Below are 16,853 nucleotides of genomic sequence, written 5' to 3'. Positions count from 1 at the left end.
CCGATCACTTGGCGAAAGGAGCAAGGGAATGCGAACTGTTTCTGCCGCAATTCTCAGTTAGCAGAATTTCAACCGGTGCGGGGGTGACCGGCGCTCTCACATGATATGACCAATTAATGGCGCCAGTGGCACCGTTACCACCTCTTCTGGTATCATTACCAGACTTGGACACCACCACTTCGCGTTGCCCTATTTCTAAGTGCGGGTGGTGCCGGCGCCGTACGAGGAGGCACTCAATCCCGCTCCGCGCGCTATGACGAACACGCCGGTAATCACAACGAACGGCGCGACCAAATCTGGCTGAACCACCCACCCGCTCCGCCGCCGCTAGCGCAAAAGAAGTAGTGATTAAGCGCACAGCCAAACTGCGCTGCACTACTTCCGGCAGCGCCAGTCACACCGAGCTACCCTCTGCCACCATGGTAGAGGTGATTACCACAGCACTCAAGTAAAGTCAATGCCGACGGATGATGGCCATATCTTCATAAACCGGTACCGCGAAAGCAACGGTGGCCGGCCACAGCAGCCACAATAGCCAGGGAGCCGCGCCCATGTAGTACTAGTAAGAGATATAGGTCAGTACCAGCAACAGGATCAGCGCCGCCGGCGTAAAAATTAGCGGCATCAGCGGCAAATGATGGAAACGGCGACAAAGATGTTTGTTAAAGAAATAGGGGTGTGACCAGCAGACACAGCGCCCCAGCATAAAATCACTGCTCATGTCGTTTCCTGCGCGCCAGCCAAAGTTCCAAAGTTTAAAACAATAAGACCCGGTCCACCACCAACTCGGCAATCCTCAGCATCAATGCGGTGCTCAGCGCGATGACTAGAAAGATCCGCCATCCCTCCACGCGAAGCACCAGTTGCTGCGCCAGCACAAATAACCAGACGTATAGCACCACCTGCACGGCACCTGCACTCGACCCCAACGCGACGGCATAACGAGGCGCCAGATTGGCGGCATAGCGATACCCTTATTCGTATAAGATTACTTATAATACAGGCGGTTAGCAAATATCGCTGAAACGGATTAATATCATTGAAATTACGCCCTCCAGGAAAGTGAATGGAAATCCGAACGCTACGCTATTTATCGCAGTGATCCGACAACAAAGCTTAACGTGACCCACCCCACCATCAGCGAAATGCTCAAACATCTTGAGGGGGAGTTGGATTACCGATCGATCGTTCGTGAAGGATGCGCGCTCAAGATCCGATAATGGCCGGGCGATCTATCAGTGCGGCTTGGGGATCCCGCCGATAGTGGGGACTCAGACGGCGGAGTTTATCGGCAATTTCCACCAGCGCTACTCGGGCATCCGGGCTGAAGATAGCCCAATTTGGCGGCGTCACCATGCAGCAGGGGCAGTGCTAACCGGAGATCTGGATCTGGTGCATCGCATTGACCGCGAGAAGTGCTATTTACGCTGTTGGGGTGGCTGGTATTGATTTGTAACGAAGACTTCCGCTCTATCGGCAATTACTCGATGCTTTCGATGCGGCCAGGATTGAGCCACAGATTACGGCACGTAGTGGCCAGTGGGATTTTCTGCCGGCGATTGGATAGTCAACGCCTGCTCTAGCTGCCGCTGATGCTGTAAATGCCATGGTAACTCGGGCTATTTGGCGTCTTGGCGTCAGAACAGCTATCTATCCCATGACGCCCAAGCGTGAATTGTCGCCTACCGCGACGTTGGCTACCAAACGAGCGTCACCAGGCGGAAGCATCAAGCCCTCGCTAGCCGCGTGGCTTAATTCGTGCTCGACCAGCAGCGCTTCCAGCAGATCTAAGTCGTTCAGCAACTTGCGTTTCATTGGTGCGGAGCATTCAGCTATATACGTCGTTCCAGATTTTCAATCAGCAGCGCGCTGTCCGCGTCATCATTGCCTGTCAATCCGGCAGCGTAGATTGCTGAAACCCTTAGCGCTGACTTCAGTTAGGAGCTAAGCGTCGATTTAGCCATTGGCCAGCCGCTCTTCCATTTTATGTTGGTTTTCAGTAGCCACTCACCGCCGTGCGCGCCATGCGCTCTTCCTGGCGGTGCTGCGCCTTGTCCGACACCTGAAACAGTAGCGGCAAAACAATTACGTCGCAGATCGGGGAAAACAGAACCACGCCAGTGTAAACACCAGCTGATAGCGTGGGGGAAATGCTGAACTGTCGCTGAGCAGCAGGGGAGGATCGACAGCACACCCGCAAGCGTGATAATAGTCAACATCAGCGCTACTGCGCTACTATCTTGCCGCCATGCTGCAAAATTCGCGCATCGGCGTCTTCCAGCCATCAAAAAACAGCAGCGTCGGGACGAGGCAGCACCAGGAAGAGCCCGGGATTAAAACGACGTGCAGGCCAATTGGGCCAGACAAGCAGCTCGCCGAGCGCGATTTGTATCAAGGGCAGCGAAATTTGAAACGGTAGAATATGTGTCACTACCCCGGATGAAGACACGATAAAGGTGAGGGTAAGAATCGTAAAAAGATTCCCATGCTTTCCTTAGTCTCTGTCTCTAACTTTTTAGCAATGTACAGGACGCGGAGAAAACATCCCCGTAAACGTGAACCCTCCGAGTGCGATAATGGCTGCTGCGTCGCCGGTAGAAAAAACGCACCGGCAAGCCGGTGCGTCTATGTATTGATGCGCTGAGAGGAGAACGGTAAAGAATGACGGGTGATGCAACATCAAGCTGCGGCGACAAGCGCAACCTTACAAACATGAGCGGAGAAAAATCACACAACCAGGGCAGAGTTCAGTCAAAGCATTAGATCCCAGGACGATAGTCAACATACCTCGCGTCTGACCGACGGTCCACAAGCAACCTTTAGTCCGGTTTGGAGCACGGTGACGACCAGCGCCTCTTCATCAACGCTACCGCTTTAGCCGGTCAAGGTCAAAAGAAAAGGAGCTAGGCTCGCTGTGTCACCAGCACAGCCACATCAAGCAATAACACGGCTTATATTACTCGCCGTGCAAGAAGCTGATTGAAAAGGGTGAAGACATCTCAACAGATTAAGCATTCCCAATAATGTATTTTGGGGTTGCAATGTTGTTTACTTAGCAACTGTCAAGGCACGAGTTAAGACATGTTTAGGTAGAAAAATTTCCCGCTATGCTATTCATTAAATCACGTCATTGCCGTTAATGTCTGCAGCATCGAGTTAAAACAAAAACCTCCTAGTAGGAGGTTTTATTTGCGCATCAGTGACAATGTTGAGGTTAGTCTTAGAATGGAATGTCGTCATCGAAGTTCATCGGCGGTTCGTTGCTGGGCGCAGGCGCTGAATTCTGCGCGGAGCGGAGCGCCGGCGCGTTGCCGCCGCTGAATTGCGCGTTGTTACTCTGAGGCAGCCCCCAGCCACCCTGCTGTGCGCCACCGGCGTTACCGCTCGGTCCGCCACCTTGTCGACCGCCGAGCATTTGCATAGTGCCGCCGATATTGACTACCACCTCGGTGATGTATCGATCTTGACCGCTCTGGTCTTGCCATTTGCGGGTCTGTAGCGTTCCCTCGATATACACCTGGGAGCCCTTGCGTAAATATTCACCCGCCACCTCGGCCAGCTTGCCAAACAGCACCACGCGGTGCCATTCCGTTTTCTCCTTGGTCTCGCCAGTATGCTTGTCGCGCCAGCTCTCGGAGGTGGCCAGGGTGATGTTGGCTACCGCACCACCGTTAGGCATATAGCGGACTTCCGGATCCTGGCCAAGATTTCCGACTAGAATCACTTTATTAACGCCTCTGCTGGTCATGGTGCTCTCCTGATGAGATGAAAATTAAGTTAATCCGCTCGAGTTTACCATTGCCAACGCTTAAAGAATATGTTTGGAAACTTGGACTACGCATCGAGAAACCAGGTGAAGTAGAATTATTTATTACAATTAGTACTGGATATTCATTCAGTTTTTTGTGCCATAATTGACCGTTTCGCGCCGCCGCGGTTTTACCAACTGCACAGGCCGCCCTCCTTCATCCGGTGTTGGGATTAGTGGAATGGATAAGATTGAAGTTCGTGGCGCTCGTACACATAATCTGAAAAACATCAGCCTGGTGATACCGCGTTATAAATTGATAGCCATTACCGGCTTATCAGGATCGGGAAAATCGTCGCTGGCGTTCGATACGCTCTATGCTGAGGGTCAGCGTCGCTATGTGGAATCGCTTTCTACCTATACCCGGCAGTTTCTGTCGTTGATGGAAAAACCGGATGTAGATCATATCAAAGGGTTATCGCCTACCATTTCGATTGAGCAAAAATCTACATCCCATAATCCACGCTCGACAGTGGGCACGATTACCGAAATCCACGATTATCTGCGTCTGTTGTACGCCCGCGTCGGTGAGCCGCGCTGTCCTGACCATGATATTCCACTGGCAGCACAGACCGTTAGCCAAATGGTGGATAATGTGCTCTCGCAGCCGGAAGGCAAACGGCTGATGCTCCTGGCACCCATCGTGAAAGAACACAAGGGGGAGAAAACGCTGGAAAATTTGGCAGCGCAAGGCTATATCCGGGCACGTATCGACGGGGAGGTCTGCGATCTGTTGGATCCGTCAAAACTCAAGCTGAAAAAAAAACATACCATCGAAGTCGTGGTCGATCGTTTTAAAGTGCACGAGGATCTCGCCCAGCGCCTGGTGGAATCTTTTGAAACCACGCTCAGCCTCTCGGGTGGTATCGCGGTGGTGGCAGATATGGATGACGAAAAAGCGGAAGAATTGCTGTTTTCCGCCAACTTTACCTGCCCGATCTGCGGCTATAGTATACCCGAGCTGGAACCCCGGCTTTTCTCTTTCAACAACCCGGCCGGCGCCTGCCCCACCTGCGACGGGCTCGGCGTGCAGCAGCACTTCGACCCAGACCAGATATTGCAAAATCAGAACATCTCCCTGGCCGGCGGCGCCATTCGTGGCTGGGATCGGAGCAACTTCTATTATTTCCAGATGCTACGCTCATTGGCCGAACACTATGAGTTCGACGTTGAGGCGCCGTTCCATGCGCTTAGTCAAACGGTTCAGCAAAAAATTCTTTTCGGGTCCGGCAAGGAAAACATCGAGTTCAAATATATCAACGATCGCGGCGACGCCTCGCTGCGGCGCCACCCGTTTGAAGGGGTGCTGCCGAACATGGAGCGCCGCTATAAGGAAACCGAGTCCACCGCGGTGCGCGAAGAGCTGGCCAAATATATCAGTAACCGCCCCTGCGCTACCTGCAGTGGGACCCGTCTGCGGCACGAAGCCCGCCACGTCTTCGTAGAGCACACTACTCTGCCGGAAATTTCCGAGATGGACATCGGCCATGCGCTGGCATTTTTTGACGAGATGAAACTGAGCGGTCAGCGCGCCAAGATCGCTGAAAAAGTATTAAAGGAGATCCGCGATCGACTGAAGTTTCTGGTCAATGTTGGTCTAAACTACCTTTCTCTGTCGCGTGCGGCGGAAACGCTTTCCGGCGGCGAGGCGCAGCGTATCCGCTTGGCCAGCCAGATTGGCGCCGGCCTGGTAGGCGTGATATATGTGCTAGATGAACCCTCCATCGGCTTACATCAGCGTGATAACGAGCGATTGTTAGAAACCCTGGCGCATCTGCGCGATCTCGGCAATACGGTGATCGTGGTTGAGCACGATGAGGACGCTATTCGCGCCGCCGATCATATTATCGATATCGGTCCGGGCGCCGGCGTTCACGGTGGAGAGGTGGTGGCCGAAGGCACCGCCGAGGAGATTATGGCCCATCCGGCGTCGCTGACCGGCCAGTTCCTGAGCGGCAAGCAGGAAATCACCGTTCCGAAGGCGCGCATTCCTGCGGATCCAACCCGGGTATTGAAGCTAGTTGGCGCGCGCGGCAATAACCTTAAGGATGTGACGCTGACCCTGCCGGTGGGACTATTTACCTGCATCACCGGCGTTTCCGGCTCGGGAAAATCCACGCTTATCAACGACACGCTGTTCCCGGTAGCGCAGTGCCAGCTTAACGGCGCGACCGCTATCGAAGCGGCGGTCTATCGTGAAGTGCAGGGCCTGGAGCATTTCGATAAAGTCATTAGTATCGATCAGAGCCCTATTGGTCGGACGCCGCGCTCCAATCCCGCGATCTACACGGGCGTGCTTACGCCGGTGCGCGAACTGTTCGCCGGCGTGCCGGAATCCCGCGCCCGCGGTTATACGCCCGGCCGTTTTAGCTTTAACGTGCACGGCGGGCGCTGCGAAGCTTGCCAGGGCGATGGTGTCATCAAGGTAGAGATGCACTTCTTGCCGGATATTTATGTGCCCTGCGATCATTGCAAGGGCCGGCGCTACAACCGTGAAACCCTGGAAGTGAAATATAAGGGCAAGAATATCCACCAGGTGCTGGAGATGACGATCGAGGAAGCGCGCGAGTTTTTCGACGCTATTCCCGCCATGGCGCGCAAACTGCAAACGCTAATGGATGTCGGTCTATCCTATATTCGCTTAGGGCAATCCGCTACCACACTGTCCGGCGGCGAAGCGCAGCGGGTCAAGCTAGCGCGCGAGCTGTCCAAACGTGATACCGGTCAAACGCTGTATATCCTCGACGAGCCGACGATCGGCCTGCACTTCGCCGATATTCAGCAATTGCTGGCGATGCTACATCAGTTGCGGGATCAGGGCAATACCATTGTGGTAATTGAGCATAACCTGGACGTAATTAAAACCGCCGATTGGATTATCGATCTTGGCCCGGAAGGTGGTAACGACGGCGGTGAAATTCTGGTCGCCGGCACGCCGGAAACGGTGTCGGTCTGTGAAGCATCACATACGGCACGCTTCCTGCGCCCCATGCTCGCGCGCGCGTTGCAGAAAGCTGGATCGTAGGTGAGAAGAAAGTGTCTCGCGACCTTCGCTAACGTCTGGCGCTTTAGCGCTGTGTCGTCGGCGCATTGTCACTTTGGCCGTGGGGACCCCGTGTTAGCGCCTCAGATTTCGACCGCCGCTATGCCTCACGGCACGTAATCGCATGTCGCGCTGCACGGGTATTCCGCTGTAAACAGGCAAAACCGCGTCAGATATTCAGTGTTTGGCGCGTCGCTTCTGATAGGCCCGCTACCACCAATTGCCAGGAAGCATCCACCGTTGATAACCCTATGAATCAGAGATATCACTGTCAAGAAACAGCGTGCTCTAGTGGACTTTTGCTCGCCAGGCGCCGCCGTATTAAACGCGCTGCGTAATGCTTCAGCCATTTCAGCGCTACTTTTCAGCGATACTGCCGGTCTGCTATCCACGGTGTAGGTCATAACAAGTGTTCTCCGATTTTAATCCAGTTTTCACCCTAGCATACGCTCTATGCCGCGGATACGGTGGCGGCCGCAATTACGATGCTTACCTAGCCAAATCCCATGCCAGGTGCCCAACAGCAGCGCGCCATTAGCGCGCCATTCATTCATTCGCCATTTCATAATCGTACTGGTAGGGGGCCAATTCCAGGACCTGACGTAAAAATGGTTTTCCATGTCAGTTCTGACGGAATTTTCATTTAGCGTCGGCGAAGTGGAAGCATGCCGCAGCATGCCGCAGAAATAAATGAAGCAACCCGATACAGACAGCGCTCAACGACGTCAATTGGGAAACATTTCATCGATGATCGAATAAAAGCCGCGCGGTTGGGCTTTCAAGGTCAGGATTTGTTGGTACCGCATAACATCTGCTTCTTTTACCACCCAGTATAGTGGCTACACAGGAATGGAGGAAAATCGCTCGCGACTACTGTACAGCTGCGAAAGCTTGGGCCACTTTACTGACGTTAGTGGCATTCAGCCCAGCCAGACACATCCAGCCGCTGTCGATCAGGTAGACGCCGTGCACTTCGCGCAAATGCACCACCTGACCCGGACTGAGACCGGTATAGCTGAACATGCCCCGCTGATGCAGCAAATAGTCGAATTGATGTTCGAGTAGAGCGACCTTTAACGCCGCTACCAGGCTCTGGCGCATTGCTAGAATACGCAGACGCATCGCTGCCACCTTCTCACACACAGAGCATTGAGTGCCGGCTCGTCCAACACTTGCGCCACCACTTAAGCGCCAAAGTTCGGCGGACTGGAGTAATTACGGCGCACGGTTACCTTTAATTGGTCCAGCACACGCTCGGCTTCGTTCGCGCTATCGCACACAATCGATAGCTCGCTCACCCCTTCACTATAAAGGGAGAAAACTTTTGAGAAAGAGTGGCTTGCTAGGCAAGGCAATCCAAGACGCGCCATTTCGCGCACCGCATCAGCATCTTCCTCCAACCCGTCGCCGAACCCTTGGTAAGCGATATTCAGAGAAGGAATGAGCTGACATTCCGCCACCGCCTCGATGACTCGATCCCATTCGAACCGGGTCAGATCCGAGCCTGTCGGGTTATGGCAGCACGGATGCAGCGGCACAATGCTCCGCCGCGGCAATTGCTGAAAACAGGTCAGCATCGCGTCAAAATTGACACTCAGCTTCTCACTGTCGAAATAAGGATAACGATTAACCTGGAATACGGCGCCGGTGAAAATGGCCACGTGATTTTCCCACGTTGGGCTACTGACCCAGACCTGAGAGTCGGGAAAGTAACACTTCAGGAAATCCGCGCCGACTTTCAGTTCCCCCGACCTGCTCACGGTCTGGATCGTGGCGATCCGTTGCGTGTTACGCATCGGAGGTCCTCCCCGAACAGCAACGCCTGTGTGGCAATGCGATAGGTTGACAACCTTGCACTAGCCGCTCACAATATCAAATAAAGCAAATTGAGTGGCGATTAAGATAACACAAAGCGTCAAAAATGAGAGCGCGATAAGAAAAATGCTCCGAGAGATATCACTCATCGTTATATTGTGGGCCGGCATAATTGTCGAATCGTGACCATTGTCCGTTGAAAGTTAGCCGAACGGTACCGATAGGGCCATTACGCTGCTTACCGAGAATAATTTCAGCAATCCCCTTCATATCACTATTCTCGTGATAGACTTCATCGCGGTAGATAAACATAATCAAGTCAGCATCCTGCTCTATTGAACCGGACTCACGTAAATCGGAGTTGACGGGACGCTTGTCGGCGCGTTGTTCCAAGCTTCGGTTCAGCTGCGACAGTGCCACTACCGGCACCTGAAGCTCTTTAGCCAACGCCTTCAACGATCGGGAGATTTCCGCGATTTCCAGGGTACGGTTATCGGACAGCCACGGTACGCGCATCAGTTGGAGATAGTCGATCATAATTAGACTCAGGCCATCGTGTTCGCGAAACACCCGCCGCGCGCGCGATCGCACCTCTGTAGGGGTCAACCCTGACGAGTCATCAATATACATGTTGCGTTTTTCCAGCAGGATCCCCATGGTGCTGGAAATGCGCGCCCAATCTTCGTCGTCCAGCTGGCCGGTACGAATCCGGGTTTGATCGACACGTGATAGCGACGCTAGCATACGCATCATGATCTGCTCGCCTGGCATCTCCAGACTAAAGATCAGCACCGGTTTACCCTCGGTCATGGCGGCGTTTTCGCACAGGTTCATGGCAAAGGTGGTTTTCCCCATGGACGGGCGCGCGGCGATGATGATCAAATCCGACTTTTGCAGGCCGGCGGTCTTTTTATCCAGGTCCAAATAGCCACTGGAAATGCCGGTAACGCCGTCGTGCGGCTTTTGGTAAAGCTGTTCGATGCGCGCCACCGTATCCTCAAGGATACGGTCGATGCTCTTCGGGCCTTCATCTTTACTGGCGCGGTTTTCGGCTATTTGGAAGACCCGCGATTCCGCCAGATCCAGCAGATCCTCGCTGCTACGTCCCTGCGGATCGTAACCGGCATCGGCAATCTCATGAGCGACAGCGATCATTTCCCGTACCACGGCCCGTTCGCGCACAATATCGGCATAAGCAGAAATATTCGCGGCGCTGGGGGTATTTTTTGAGAGCTCCGCCAGATAGGCGAACCCGCCAACGGCGCCCAATTCCCCTTTTTGTTCGAGAGATTCCGAAAGCGTGATCAAATCGATAGGCTTACCCAGCTCCAACAAACGCTGCATCTCGTTGAAGATAAGACGGTGCGGGCGGTTAAAAAAATCGTTGCCTGTCACTCGTTCGGCGACGTTGTCCCAGCGTTCGTTATCCAACATTAAACCGCCTAGCACCGACTGCTCCGCTTCCAGAGAATGGGGCGGCATTTTCAGACCTTCAACCTGACGGTCGCGGGGCAAATTTGCTTTGTTGGACGGTTTTTTTTCTGACATGAAAGGGTACTTTACCTATCAGGAAGTCCTTAGATAATGGCGCATTGTATCCTCTCTCGGGTCGAGATCCTATTTGATCATCGCCGCGCGCCCGTCCATGGGGAAAACTACCTTTTCCGCGCTTTGCAAACTACGCCGCAAGGCTTATGATTATTAAAGATATCTTAATTAGAGGTGGAGTGATGTCTAAGCGTATACAAGTGCCCAGCGGACCAGAAGTGATGGAATATGTAGGTTTCACGCCCGCAGACCCGCTCATGGTGAGGTACAGGTAGAGAATTAAAACCATCGGCATCAATTATATCGACACCTATGTCCGTTCCGACCTCTACTCAGCACCATCGCTTCCCTATGGCCTTGGCACGGAAGCAGCCGGGCAGTGAGCAAGGTCGGCCTCAGCGTCAAGGGTTTAACACCGGCGACCAGGTGGTGTACGCCCAGTCCCGCAGGACGTCTACGCCACGGTGCATAATGTGCCGGCGGAAAAACTGGCTTTGCTACCTTCTGGCATCTCGTCTGAACAGGCGGCGGCTGCTTGTAAAAAGGGCTTGATGGTGTTTTATCCGCTGAGTCAGACTTACGAAATCAAGTCGAATGAAATTTTTTGCTCCATGCGGCAGCCGATGGCGTCGGGGGTGCATCGCCTGCTAGTGGCCGAAAGCGCTTGGCGCGAAAAGATCGGTACCGTTGAAAATATGCCTGAGCGCGTGGCGGCGTTGACCCACGGTAATAAGGTTAGTGTGGTGTTGGGAAGACTCCATCGACTGCCTACGCCCAGCGGATTGATGGTCAGCTTCGGCAACTCCTCGGAACCGATTTACCGACGTCAATCTGGGGATCTTGAATCAGAAGGGCTTACTGTACGTCACACGCCCCGGTCAACGATTGTATCACCGACGTCGCAAGCCTTAAGCTCGCCTCCGATGAGCTGTTCAGCATGGTTGCCAGCGGGGTGATCAAAGTCGATGTGCCAGAACAGCAAAAAATTCCGCTGGCCGAGATGCAGCAAGCGCATCAGGTGCTTGAGAGCCGGCAAACCAACGGGTCGCTACTGCTTATCCCATAACGGTAGACTGCTGTCTGACCCCCAATAAGGGAATCCCCGTCGCGTAACGACATGACATAACATACTGTAAAACATAGGGGCAGAGAAGAATTTACCGGACACTGCGGGTTACCGCCGCTATTATTACCAGGTAATGATGAAATCAATGAGTCTAAAGCAGTTTCCTGGAAAACCTAGCGCATGCCGAGATACCGGTCAACAACAGCATGAGAAAAACCAATAACAAAAAATAATTTTTGGCGCGATCGCACTCGCCGCGACGGTAAATTTTGGCTCTCAAGATGTCTTACAAGAACCATACCAATTAGCATCCCCTAAACGGCTGTTTTGCTGATTGGTGGGTAAAAGACATTGAAGCGACTTAGCGAATTTGACCACCTTTTAGCAAAAGCGCCACGACGGGCTCCTTCCACGGATTGCAACTAACGTACGGGGCAAGCAGCGCACCGGCGGCGATAGCCGCCTCTCGGGCCGGATGTTCGGCCTGCCGCGGGCACGGCTCTAGCGACTCATTGCCCGGTAGACGTGGAATGGACGTATCACCTCAGAAGCGCCTTTGAAGATGCATAGGAGCAATGCCGCACCGCCCCACCAGGATGACGGTGCTGTCATGCGCGCGCGGCGTTTTCCACCATTACCACATAATGCTCTACCACCTAGTCCACCATTGACGAGCACAGATGCGCGACACACCCCGGCGTTGCCAATGCCCGCCAAACCACGGGCCACCGCAGGATGTCGCCACCAAAACCAGCGACCGTTGCGGCAAGGCATAACCCACGCTCTCCGGCCCGACACTGATGCCGCCGTCCGTGTCCACAGTGACCACAGGGAATTCTTCGGGGAGATTCTAGCATAGAAAAGAAGTTTCCGGTTCCCCTAATAAAAGTCAAATGCCGCTACCATCAAGCGCGCGGTAGAGAGATTAAACAAAACGTTTGTGCCCCCTCTTGTCTGTGTGTTATTCAAACCACTCTCCGTATTGCCTGAATGCAGGATGACACGATCTCACTCTATATCCTGTTATCGCCGTTTCCGCCAGATGTCGATTGCGTATGCATATCAATCGGCGGCATATTGGCACTAAACAACGAAGCCGGTTAACTTGTTATAATGCCAAGCTGGTCTATCAAAAGAACAGCTGGGCATTGAAAATACGTGCCGGAATTACCAAAGGAAAAGGACACGTGCTACGCATACAGTCGCGAACAACTGTGTTAGGTTATTTTACTGCTATTAATGGTCGACTCATAGTAACAGCACCTACGCCCTACGCCGCCCGGAATCGGTGACAACACGCGTAGTTCTGAGGCCTGGTATGTTATCCAAAATAACAATCTTTTTCCATATGGTAAAAACCACCAGACTGAGCAATGTGACAGTCTTTATCCTTGATCATTATGTATTTACCAGTAGTGCAATGTGGTCATTGCTAACTGATAGTGGCGTTAGAGGCAATATCTATACTTTTAATGGTGTTCTGAAATTGGATACTCATTGCCATAAAATTATTCATGACCATAATCAGTCAGCGCTATATGCATTCAAAAGATGACGACCACGTTTTAAAGACATTAATTGAATGACTGCTATTGGCAATACAACGTTATCTATAGCGTCGTTGTCCCTATTAAAGGCAATGTTATCGTGACATCCAAATTTCTTTCCGTTATAAGATCAATATTAAACACAAAATCAATACCGATAATAAATTGATTATCTATTATATTTAGCAGATCACTGGCAGCGTCACCGACGATCTGTATACCCGCCAATATAACAGTTGAAGCACCTTTGTCGTGGTTTTGGTGCCTTCGTGGTAATATGGCCAGAGAAACCGTAACCGGGGAGCGTCATGAAAGCGACCGCTGAAACCACGTCTCAGACAGGCTGAATAGTTGTGCAAGCAACACAAGTTCACCTGACGTCGCAGCGACTGGAGATACTGCGCCTGATGTCGCAGTAAACGGTGCGATGAGTGCTTATGATTTGCTGGATTTATTGCGTCAGGTCTGATCAGCAGGCAAGAGCACTGACCGTTTACCGTGCCCTAAATTTTCTCTTAGAGTAAGGTCTTGTTCACCGCGTTGAATCCACCAACAGCTTTGTGCCGCGCAATTATTTTGCTGAACCACCTCATACCTTCGCTTTTTCATTTGCGACCGCTGTGACCTTGGTCACTTAAGCATCCTGACGCGTGCGCACACGACCACAGCATTACAATAAGAATCCTTTCCTATCTAGACATATTATTTAAGTGAAGGCGGGAAGTCTAACCCTGCGCTCAGATAAGGCGCCTAGACGGCGAGTCGCATCATCGCTGTTGATCACACCCAATAAAACAGATATCAATTTCATGATTCTGTAACCTCATATCGTCAAACATGGCTAACCGGCCTGCCTGTAATCCTTGCGCCATTACTTTACCCACACCCTCAGTATGAAGTGAAAGAAAAGCAATAGCACGTACCTGCATTGATATGGTAATATCTCATACGACTAGACCCAAGGTAGAGTATTATTATTGGGGTCAATGGTAGTATCTACTGTAATAGTGGTTTGGCCGCAGCGTTGTACATAAATTCGGTGCAATTTGCCTTATCACATCTTGGCCATGATAAATGTGCGGCGGTCGTCTATTATCTGGAATAATAAAATCCTCTTCTATTAAGTTGTACAGCAGCATCATCTCTTACAAAACATACCAACAAACCATTAATAAAATGTTATATTAATAAATCATAATCTTCCTATTAACGTCACTATTGGCCTAATATGTCTGTAACCACCGATGATGGGATAATGTCAAGGAGCGAAAAAATGACTATCGAATTAATTAGTGATATTCATAAAAATGGGCAAAATGAGAATAAGGTACCAGAAATATCCTTGAAAATATGGAAAAATTTGGCTACGGCATTGATTGTGGTCAGCGACATCGGTAATGAGAATAGGAGGCGAGAAACAGCGTTTTCAATCATAAATGGTGTTTCAACCCAAGAATTTTATAACATCATGATACTCATGTTAATCATGATGTTAGGGCGGGTGTAAGACCAGATAAATCTTTATATCTGGATTTAGTAAACTTATATCACGACTATTTGGATGAATTTGGCATTCACTATTACCATGTGGCATTTACACTTGGTTTAACGATTATTATGTGTTTGAATACCAATTAGGTTCTTAAAGATAGCATTAAATGCTACCTCACTAGCATGGCTATTAGCCGAATATAGGAACATCCACAAACATATTATTATAGTAATATTTTTTAACTCATCCTATTAGCGTGCGGTGTTTTGGTGGGTTGGCGATCAGGATAGAATGCTTAAGAAATTATTCTGCAATTATCCGAAAATCATTTTTATGAGCGGCTGCATACATAATGTCTTAGGTACGGGATGGTTAATTAAAACAAGTCAAGAAACATGAGATTTTTTAATAACAAGAGATTAAGTCAATATGACCAATCCATTAATTTTACCCAGGAACTAACGGATGTCTGGAAGAGTGCACCGTAGTACTTGCTGACTAAATCAGATGGTGGATGGACGCCTAAGATTTTTCTTCCTGCAATTGAAGGAGGCAATAAAACGATCAAGATCGTCATCAACGTCGGCTATCAGGCGCGAGTCTATTACGATAAACACGAGGTAGTTCTCAACAGAGGATACGTTAAAGGTGACTACACGAGCGAAATGGCATCGGGTTTAAGCGGTTCATATGCTGTGAAAAGTTCACTTTGTAGTAATTCATCTCCATCATTTATGTAACAACCTTAAGACGGCACTGGACAGATCATAAAGATAATAGAAACAACATCATTTATACTAAGAGATGTAGCGTCATTTATTATTGTGTGGTTAATGAGAGGAGGGTTTACGGCTTACCTAAGTGTAAAAACCCCCGTTTGATCATATCAACTAATTGAGATAAGGATGACAACCAATAAGGATGACAACCAATAGTGCAGATCGATGAAGCTGCTTTAGATAAAACAGCTTCATTTAATAGAAAGGAGAAGCAGAATCTTGACTAGCTATAGTCAAGATTGAACGTCATAACTAAGTGTTCCTTTGCAGCCAGGTGGTACATCTCTGTACCTTTTGGTAGGCCCTTCGGTGTGAAAGCGCTTATACTATCTCACTCTTGATGGTCTAAAACCGCTTACCAACGATATTTATTATGGGTTTTCCAATCTTTTGCTTCGGTTTCGGTCGCGTCTTTGCTGTAGCCGTAGCGTTCCTGAATTTTATCAACTAATTGATCGCGTTTCCCTTTCACCACGGTCAAATCATCATCGGCAAGTTTCCACACCGTTCTTTGATTTTACCCTTGAGTTGCTTCCAATTGCCACTGGTTTCGTCTTTATTCATGTGATTACTCCTTCTGTAAGGTAGTTTATCAATAACCTTCATTTCCCCCTCTGAATCCGCAAATCCAGCCATACGTAGTAAAGAAGCGATGCACTAAGCATTAATAAAATTATAGTGGCGGATTTGGCAAACTCCGGATTTACCAGACGATCCCATCGTAAAATGGCGTTATGAACCACGCGACTCAGATCAGAGAAAAGCCAATGCAGCTTTAGACCCGCATTTCCACACTCATCGGCGTCTAGCGAACTGGCGGCGAGATCCTTGAGCGTGGTTAATCACACTTGGGAGCACGCAGGCGGAAGGAGAACGCAGTGGGCAAGCAGCATTCGCGCCAATAACGCCCTGTGACATATAAATGAGGAATGGGAGAGGGTTAAGCAGAAAGACACTTATCTCTGCGAATAGTTTCGCCAGTAGACAGCAGCGCCGAGAGCCTAAGGGCATAGGCTGCATGGCAACCTAGACGCCATTTGTCCGGAAAACTGACGACCGAGCAATGGGGCAAGCGTCGTACGACTCCGCCACGCTACGTTCACAGCCAGTTGCCGTTGCGTATCACGCCAACTGCAAGCCCCTCTATGGTCAGTTCCTGCTGACGCAGATCTACCACGATGGGAGAAAATTCCTTGTTTTCCGGTAATAATTCGACGATGTTGCCCTGGCGTTTCAGCCGTTTGACGGTGACGTCATCATCGATGCGCGCCACGATGACTTGACCATTGCGAGCCTCCTGCGTTTTATGGACCGCCAGCAGGTCACCATTCATAATACCAGTATTTTTCATTGACATACCGCTAACACGCAGCAGAAAATCTGCGTGGGGCTTAAACAAGTCTGGATCCACCTGATAATGGCTTTCAATATGCTGTGTCGCCAGCAGAGGTTCTCCAGCGGCCACGTGACCAATCAGCGGCAATCCGCTTTCCTCTTCTATAATCAGACGGATGCCGCGCGATGCGCCGTAGACAATTTCGATAGCGCCTTTGCGCGCTAACGCTTTCAAATGCTCTTCCGCTGCATTGGGAGAACGGAACCCAAGACGCGACGCAATCTCGGCGCGCGTGGGCGGCATGCCGGTCTGCGTGATATGGTCGCGGATCAGGTCAAAAACTTCTTGTTGTCTGGTGGTTAGCGCTTTCATTCTGTCCCCTGTTTGTTTATACAGTCTTTTAAGAGTATATCCAGGTC

8 protein-coding genes and 4 pseudogenes are annotated in these 16,853 nt (G+C 50.8%); 4 read left to right on the top strand and 8 right to left on the bottom strand.

The genetic code is table 11. The features are described 5' to 3' along the window. Nucleotides 1-96: 96 nt before the first annotated feature. Nucleotides 97-721 (bottom strand): annotated as a pseudogene (locus GPOALKHO_RS00345) (LrgB family protein). A 34-nt stretch (nucleotides 722-755) separates the two neighbouring features. Next, the gene (locus GPOALKHO_RS00340) at nucleotides 756-929 is read right to left on the bottom strand and encodes a hypothetical protein (protein WP_406702456.1); all 174 of its coding nucleotides are present in this window, start codon (nucleotides 927-929) and stop codon (nucleotides 756-758) included. 229 nt (nucleotides 930-1,158) lie between these two features. Between GPOALKHO_RS00340 and GPOALKHO_RS00335 the strand changes: the two genes are divergently transcribed. Then, nucleotides 1,159-1,449, top strand: a complete 291-nt coding sequence (locus GPOALKHO_RS00335) for a hypothetical protein (protein ID WP_406702454.1) — start codon at nucleotides 1,159-1,161, stop codon at nucleotides 1,447-1,449. 201 nt (nucleotides 1,450-1,650) lie between these two features. Here GPOALKHO_RS00335 and GPOALKHO_RS00330 read toward each other — a convergent pair whose 3' ends face one another. Together GPOALKHO_RS00330 and GPOALKHO_RS00325 are read right to left on the bottom strand one after the other, a co-directional pair. After that, nucleotides 1,651-1,815 carry a hypothetical protein gene (locus GPOALKHO_RS00330; protein ID WP_406702453.1) on the bottom strand — a complete coding sequence of 55 codons (165 nt, stop codon included), beginning with the start codon at nucleotides 1,813-1,815 and terminating at the stop codon, nucleotides 1,651-1,653. Between the two features lie 1,405 nt (nucleotides 1,816-3,220). Beyond that, complete coding sequence (locus GPOALKHO_RS00325; protein ID WP_406702451.1) at nucleotides 3,221-3,748, bottom strand: single-stranded DNA-binding protein; 528 nt, start codon at nucleotides 3,746-3,748, stop codon at nucleotides 3,221-3,223. A 241-nt stretch (nucleotides 3,749-3,989) separates the two neighbouring features. Here GPOALKHO_RS00325 and uvrA point away from each other — a divergent pair, with 241 nt between their 5' ends. Continuing rightward, the gene (uvrA, locus tag GPOALKHO_RS00320) at nucleotides 3,990-6,833 is read left to right on the top strand and encodes an excinuclease ABC subunit UvrA (protein WP_406702449.1); all 2,844 of its coding nucleotides are present in this window, start codon (nucleotides 3,990-3,992) and stop codon (nucleotides 6,831-6,833) included. 888 nt (nucleotides 6,834-7,721) lie between these two features. Here the strand turns inward: uvrA and GPOALKHO_RS00315 are convergent. After that, a pseudogene (locus GPOALKHO_RS00315) lies at nucleotides 7,722-8,700 on the bottom strand (aromatic amino acid transaminase); the annotation flags it as partial. Between the two features lie 107 nt (nucleotides 8,701-8,807). Next, a complete protein-coding gene (gene dnaB, locus GPOALKHO_RS00310; protein WP_406702448.1) occupies nucleotides 8,808-10,214 on the bottom strand; it encodes a replicative DNA helicase in 1,407 nt (468 codons plus the stop codon). A 182-nt stretch (nucleotides 10,215-10,396) separates the two neighbouring features. Here dnaB and GPOALKHO_RS00305 point away from each other — a divergent pair. Together GPOALKHO_RS00305 and GPOALKHO_RS00300 are read left to right on the top strand one after the other, a co-directional pair. Continuing rightward, nucleotides 10,397-11,280 (top strand): annotated as a pseudogene (locus GPOALKHO_RS00305) (alcohol dehydrogenase catalytic domain-containing protein). Between the two features lie 2,820 nt (nucleotides 11,281-14,100). Beyond that, nucleotides 14,101-14,334: a hypothetical protein gene (locus GPOALKHO_RS00300; RefSeq protein WP_406702446.1), complete on the top strand. Its 234-nt coding sequence runs from the start codon at nucleotides 14,101-14,103 to the stop codon at nucleotides 14,332-14,334. A 1,119-nt stretch (nucleotides 14,335-15,453) separates the two neighbouring features. On the opposite strand, the pseudogene GPOALKHO_RS00295 reads toward GPOALKHO_RS00300, so the two are convergent. Continuing rightward, nucleotides 15,454-15,662: pseudogene (locus GPOALKHO_RS00295) on the bottom strand (CsbD family protein). Between the two features lie 535 nt (nucleotides 15,663-16,197). Then, entirely contained in the window at nucleotides 16,198-16,806 is a 609-nt protein-coding gene (gene lexA / locus GPOALKHO_RS00290) for a transcriptional repressor LexA (protein WP_406702445.1), read from the bottom strand. Nucleotides 16,807-16,853: the final 47 nt, after the last annotated feature.

This window comes from Sodalis sp. (in: enterobacteria) (genome assembly GCF_036327475.1).
Lineage (GTDB): Bacteria > Pseudomonadota > Gammaproteobacteria > Enterobacterales > Enterobacteriaceae.
This window is presented reverse-complemented; position numbering and strand designations above follow the sequence as displayed.

What these genes read in the sequence shown, in the direction of transcription:
- uvrA (WP_406702449.1), top strand. Translation starts at nt 3,990, where the DNA reads ATGGATAAGATTGAAGTTCGTGGCGCTCGTACACATAATCTGAAAAAC.
- GPOALKHO_RS00300 (WP_406702446.1), top strand. Translation starts at nt 14,101, where the DNA reads ATGACTATCGAATTAATTAGTGATATTCATAAAAATGGGCAAAATGAG.
- lexA (WP_406702445.1), bottom strand. Translation starts at nt 16,806, where the DNA reads ATGAAAGCGCTAACCACCAGACAACAAGAAGTTTTTGACCTGATCCGC.
- GPOALKHO_RS00325 (WP_406702451.1), bottom strand. Translation starts at nt 3,748, where the DNA reads ATGACCAGCAGAGGCGTTAATAAAGTGATTCTAGTCGGAAATCTTGGC.
- GPOALKHO_RS00330 (WP_406702453.1), bottom strand. Translation starts at nt 1,815, where the DNA reads ATGAAACGCAAGTTGCTGAACGACTTAGATCTGCTGGAAGCGCTGCTG.
- dnaB (WP_406702448.1), bottom strand. Translation starts at nt 10,214, where the DNA reads ATGTCAGAAAAAAAACCGTCCAACAAAGCAAATTTGCCCCGCGACCGT.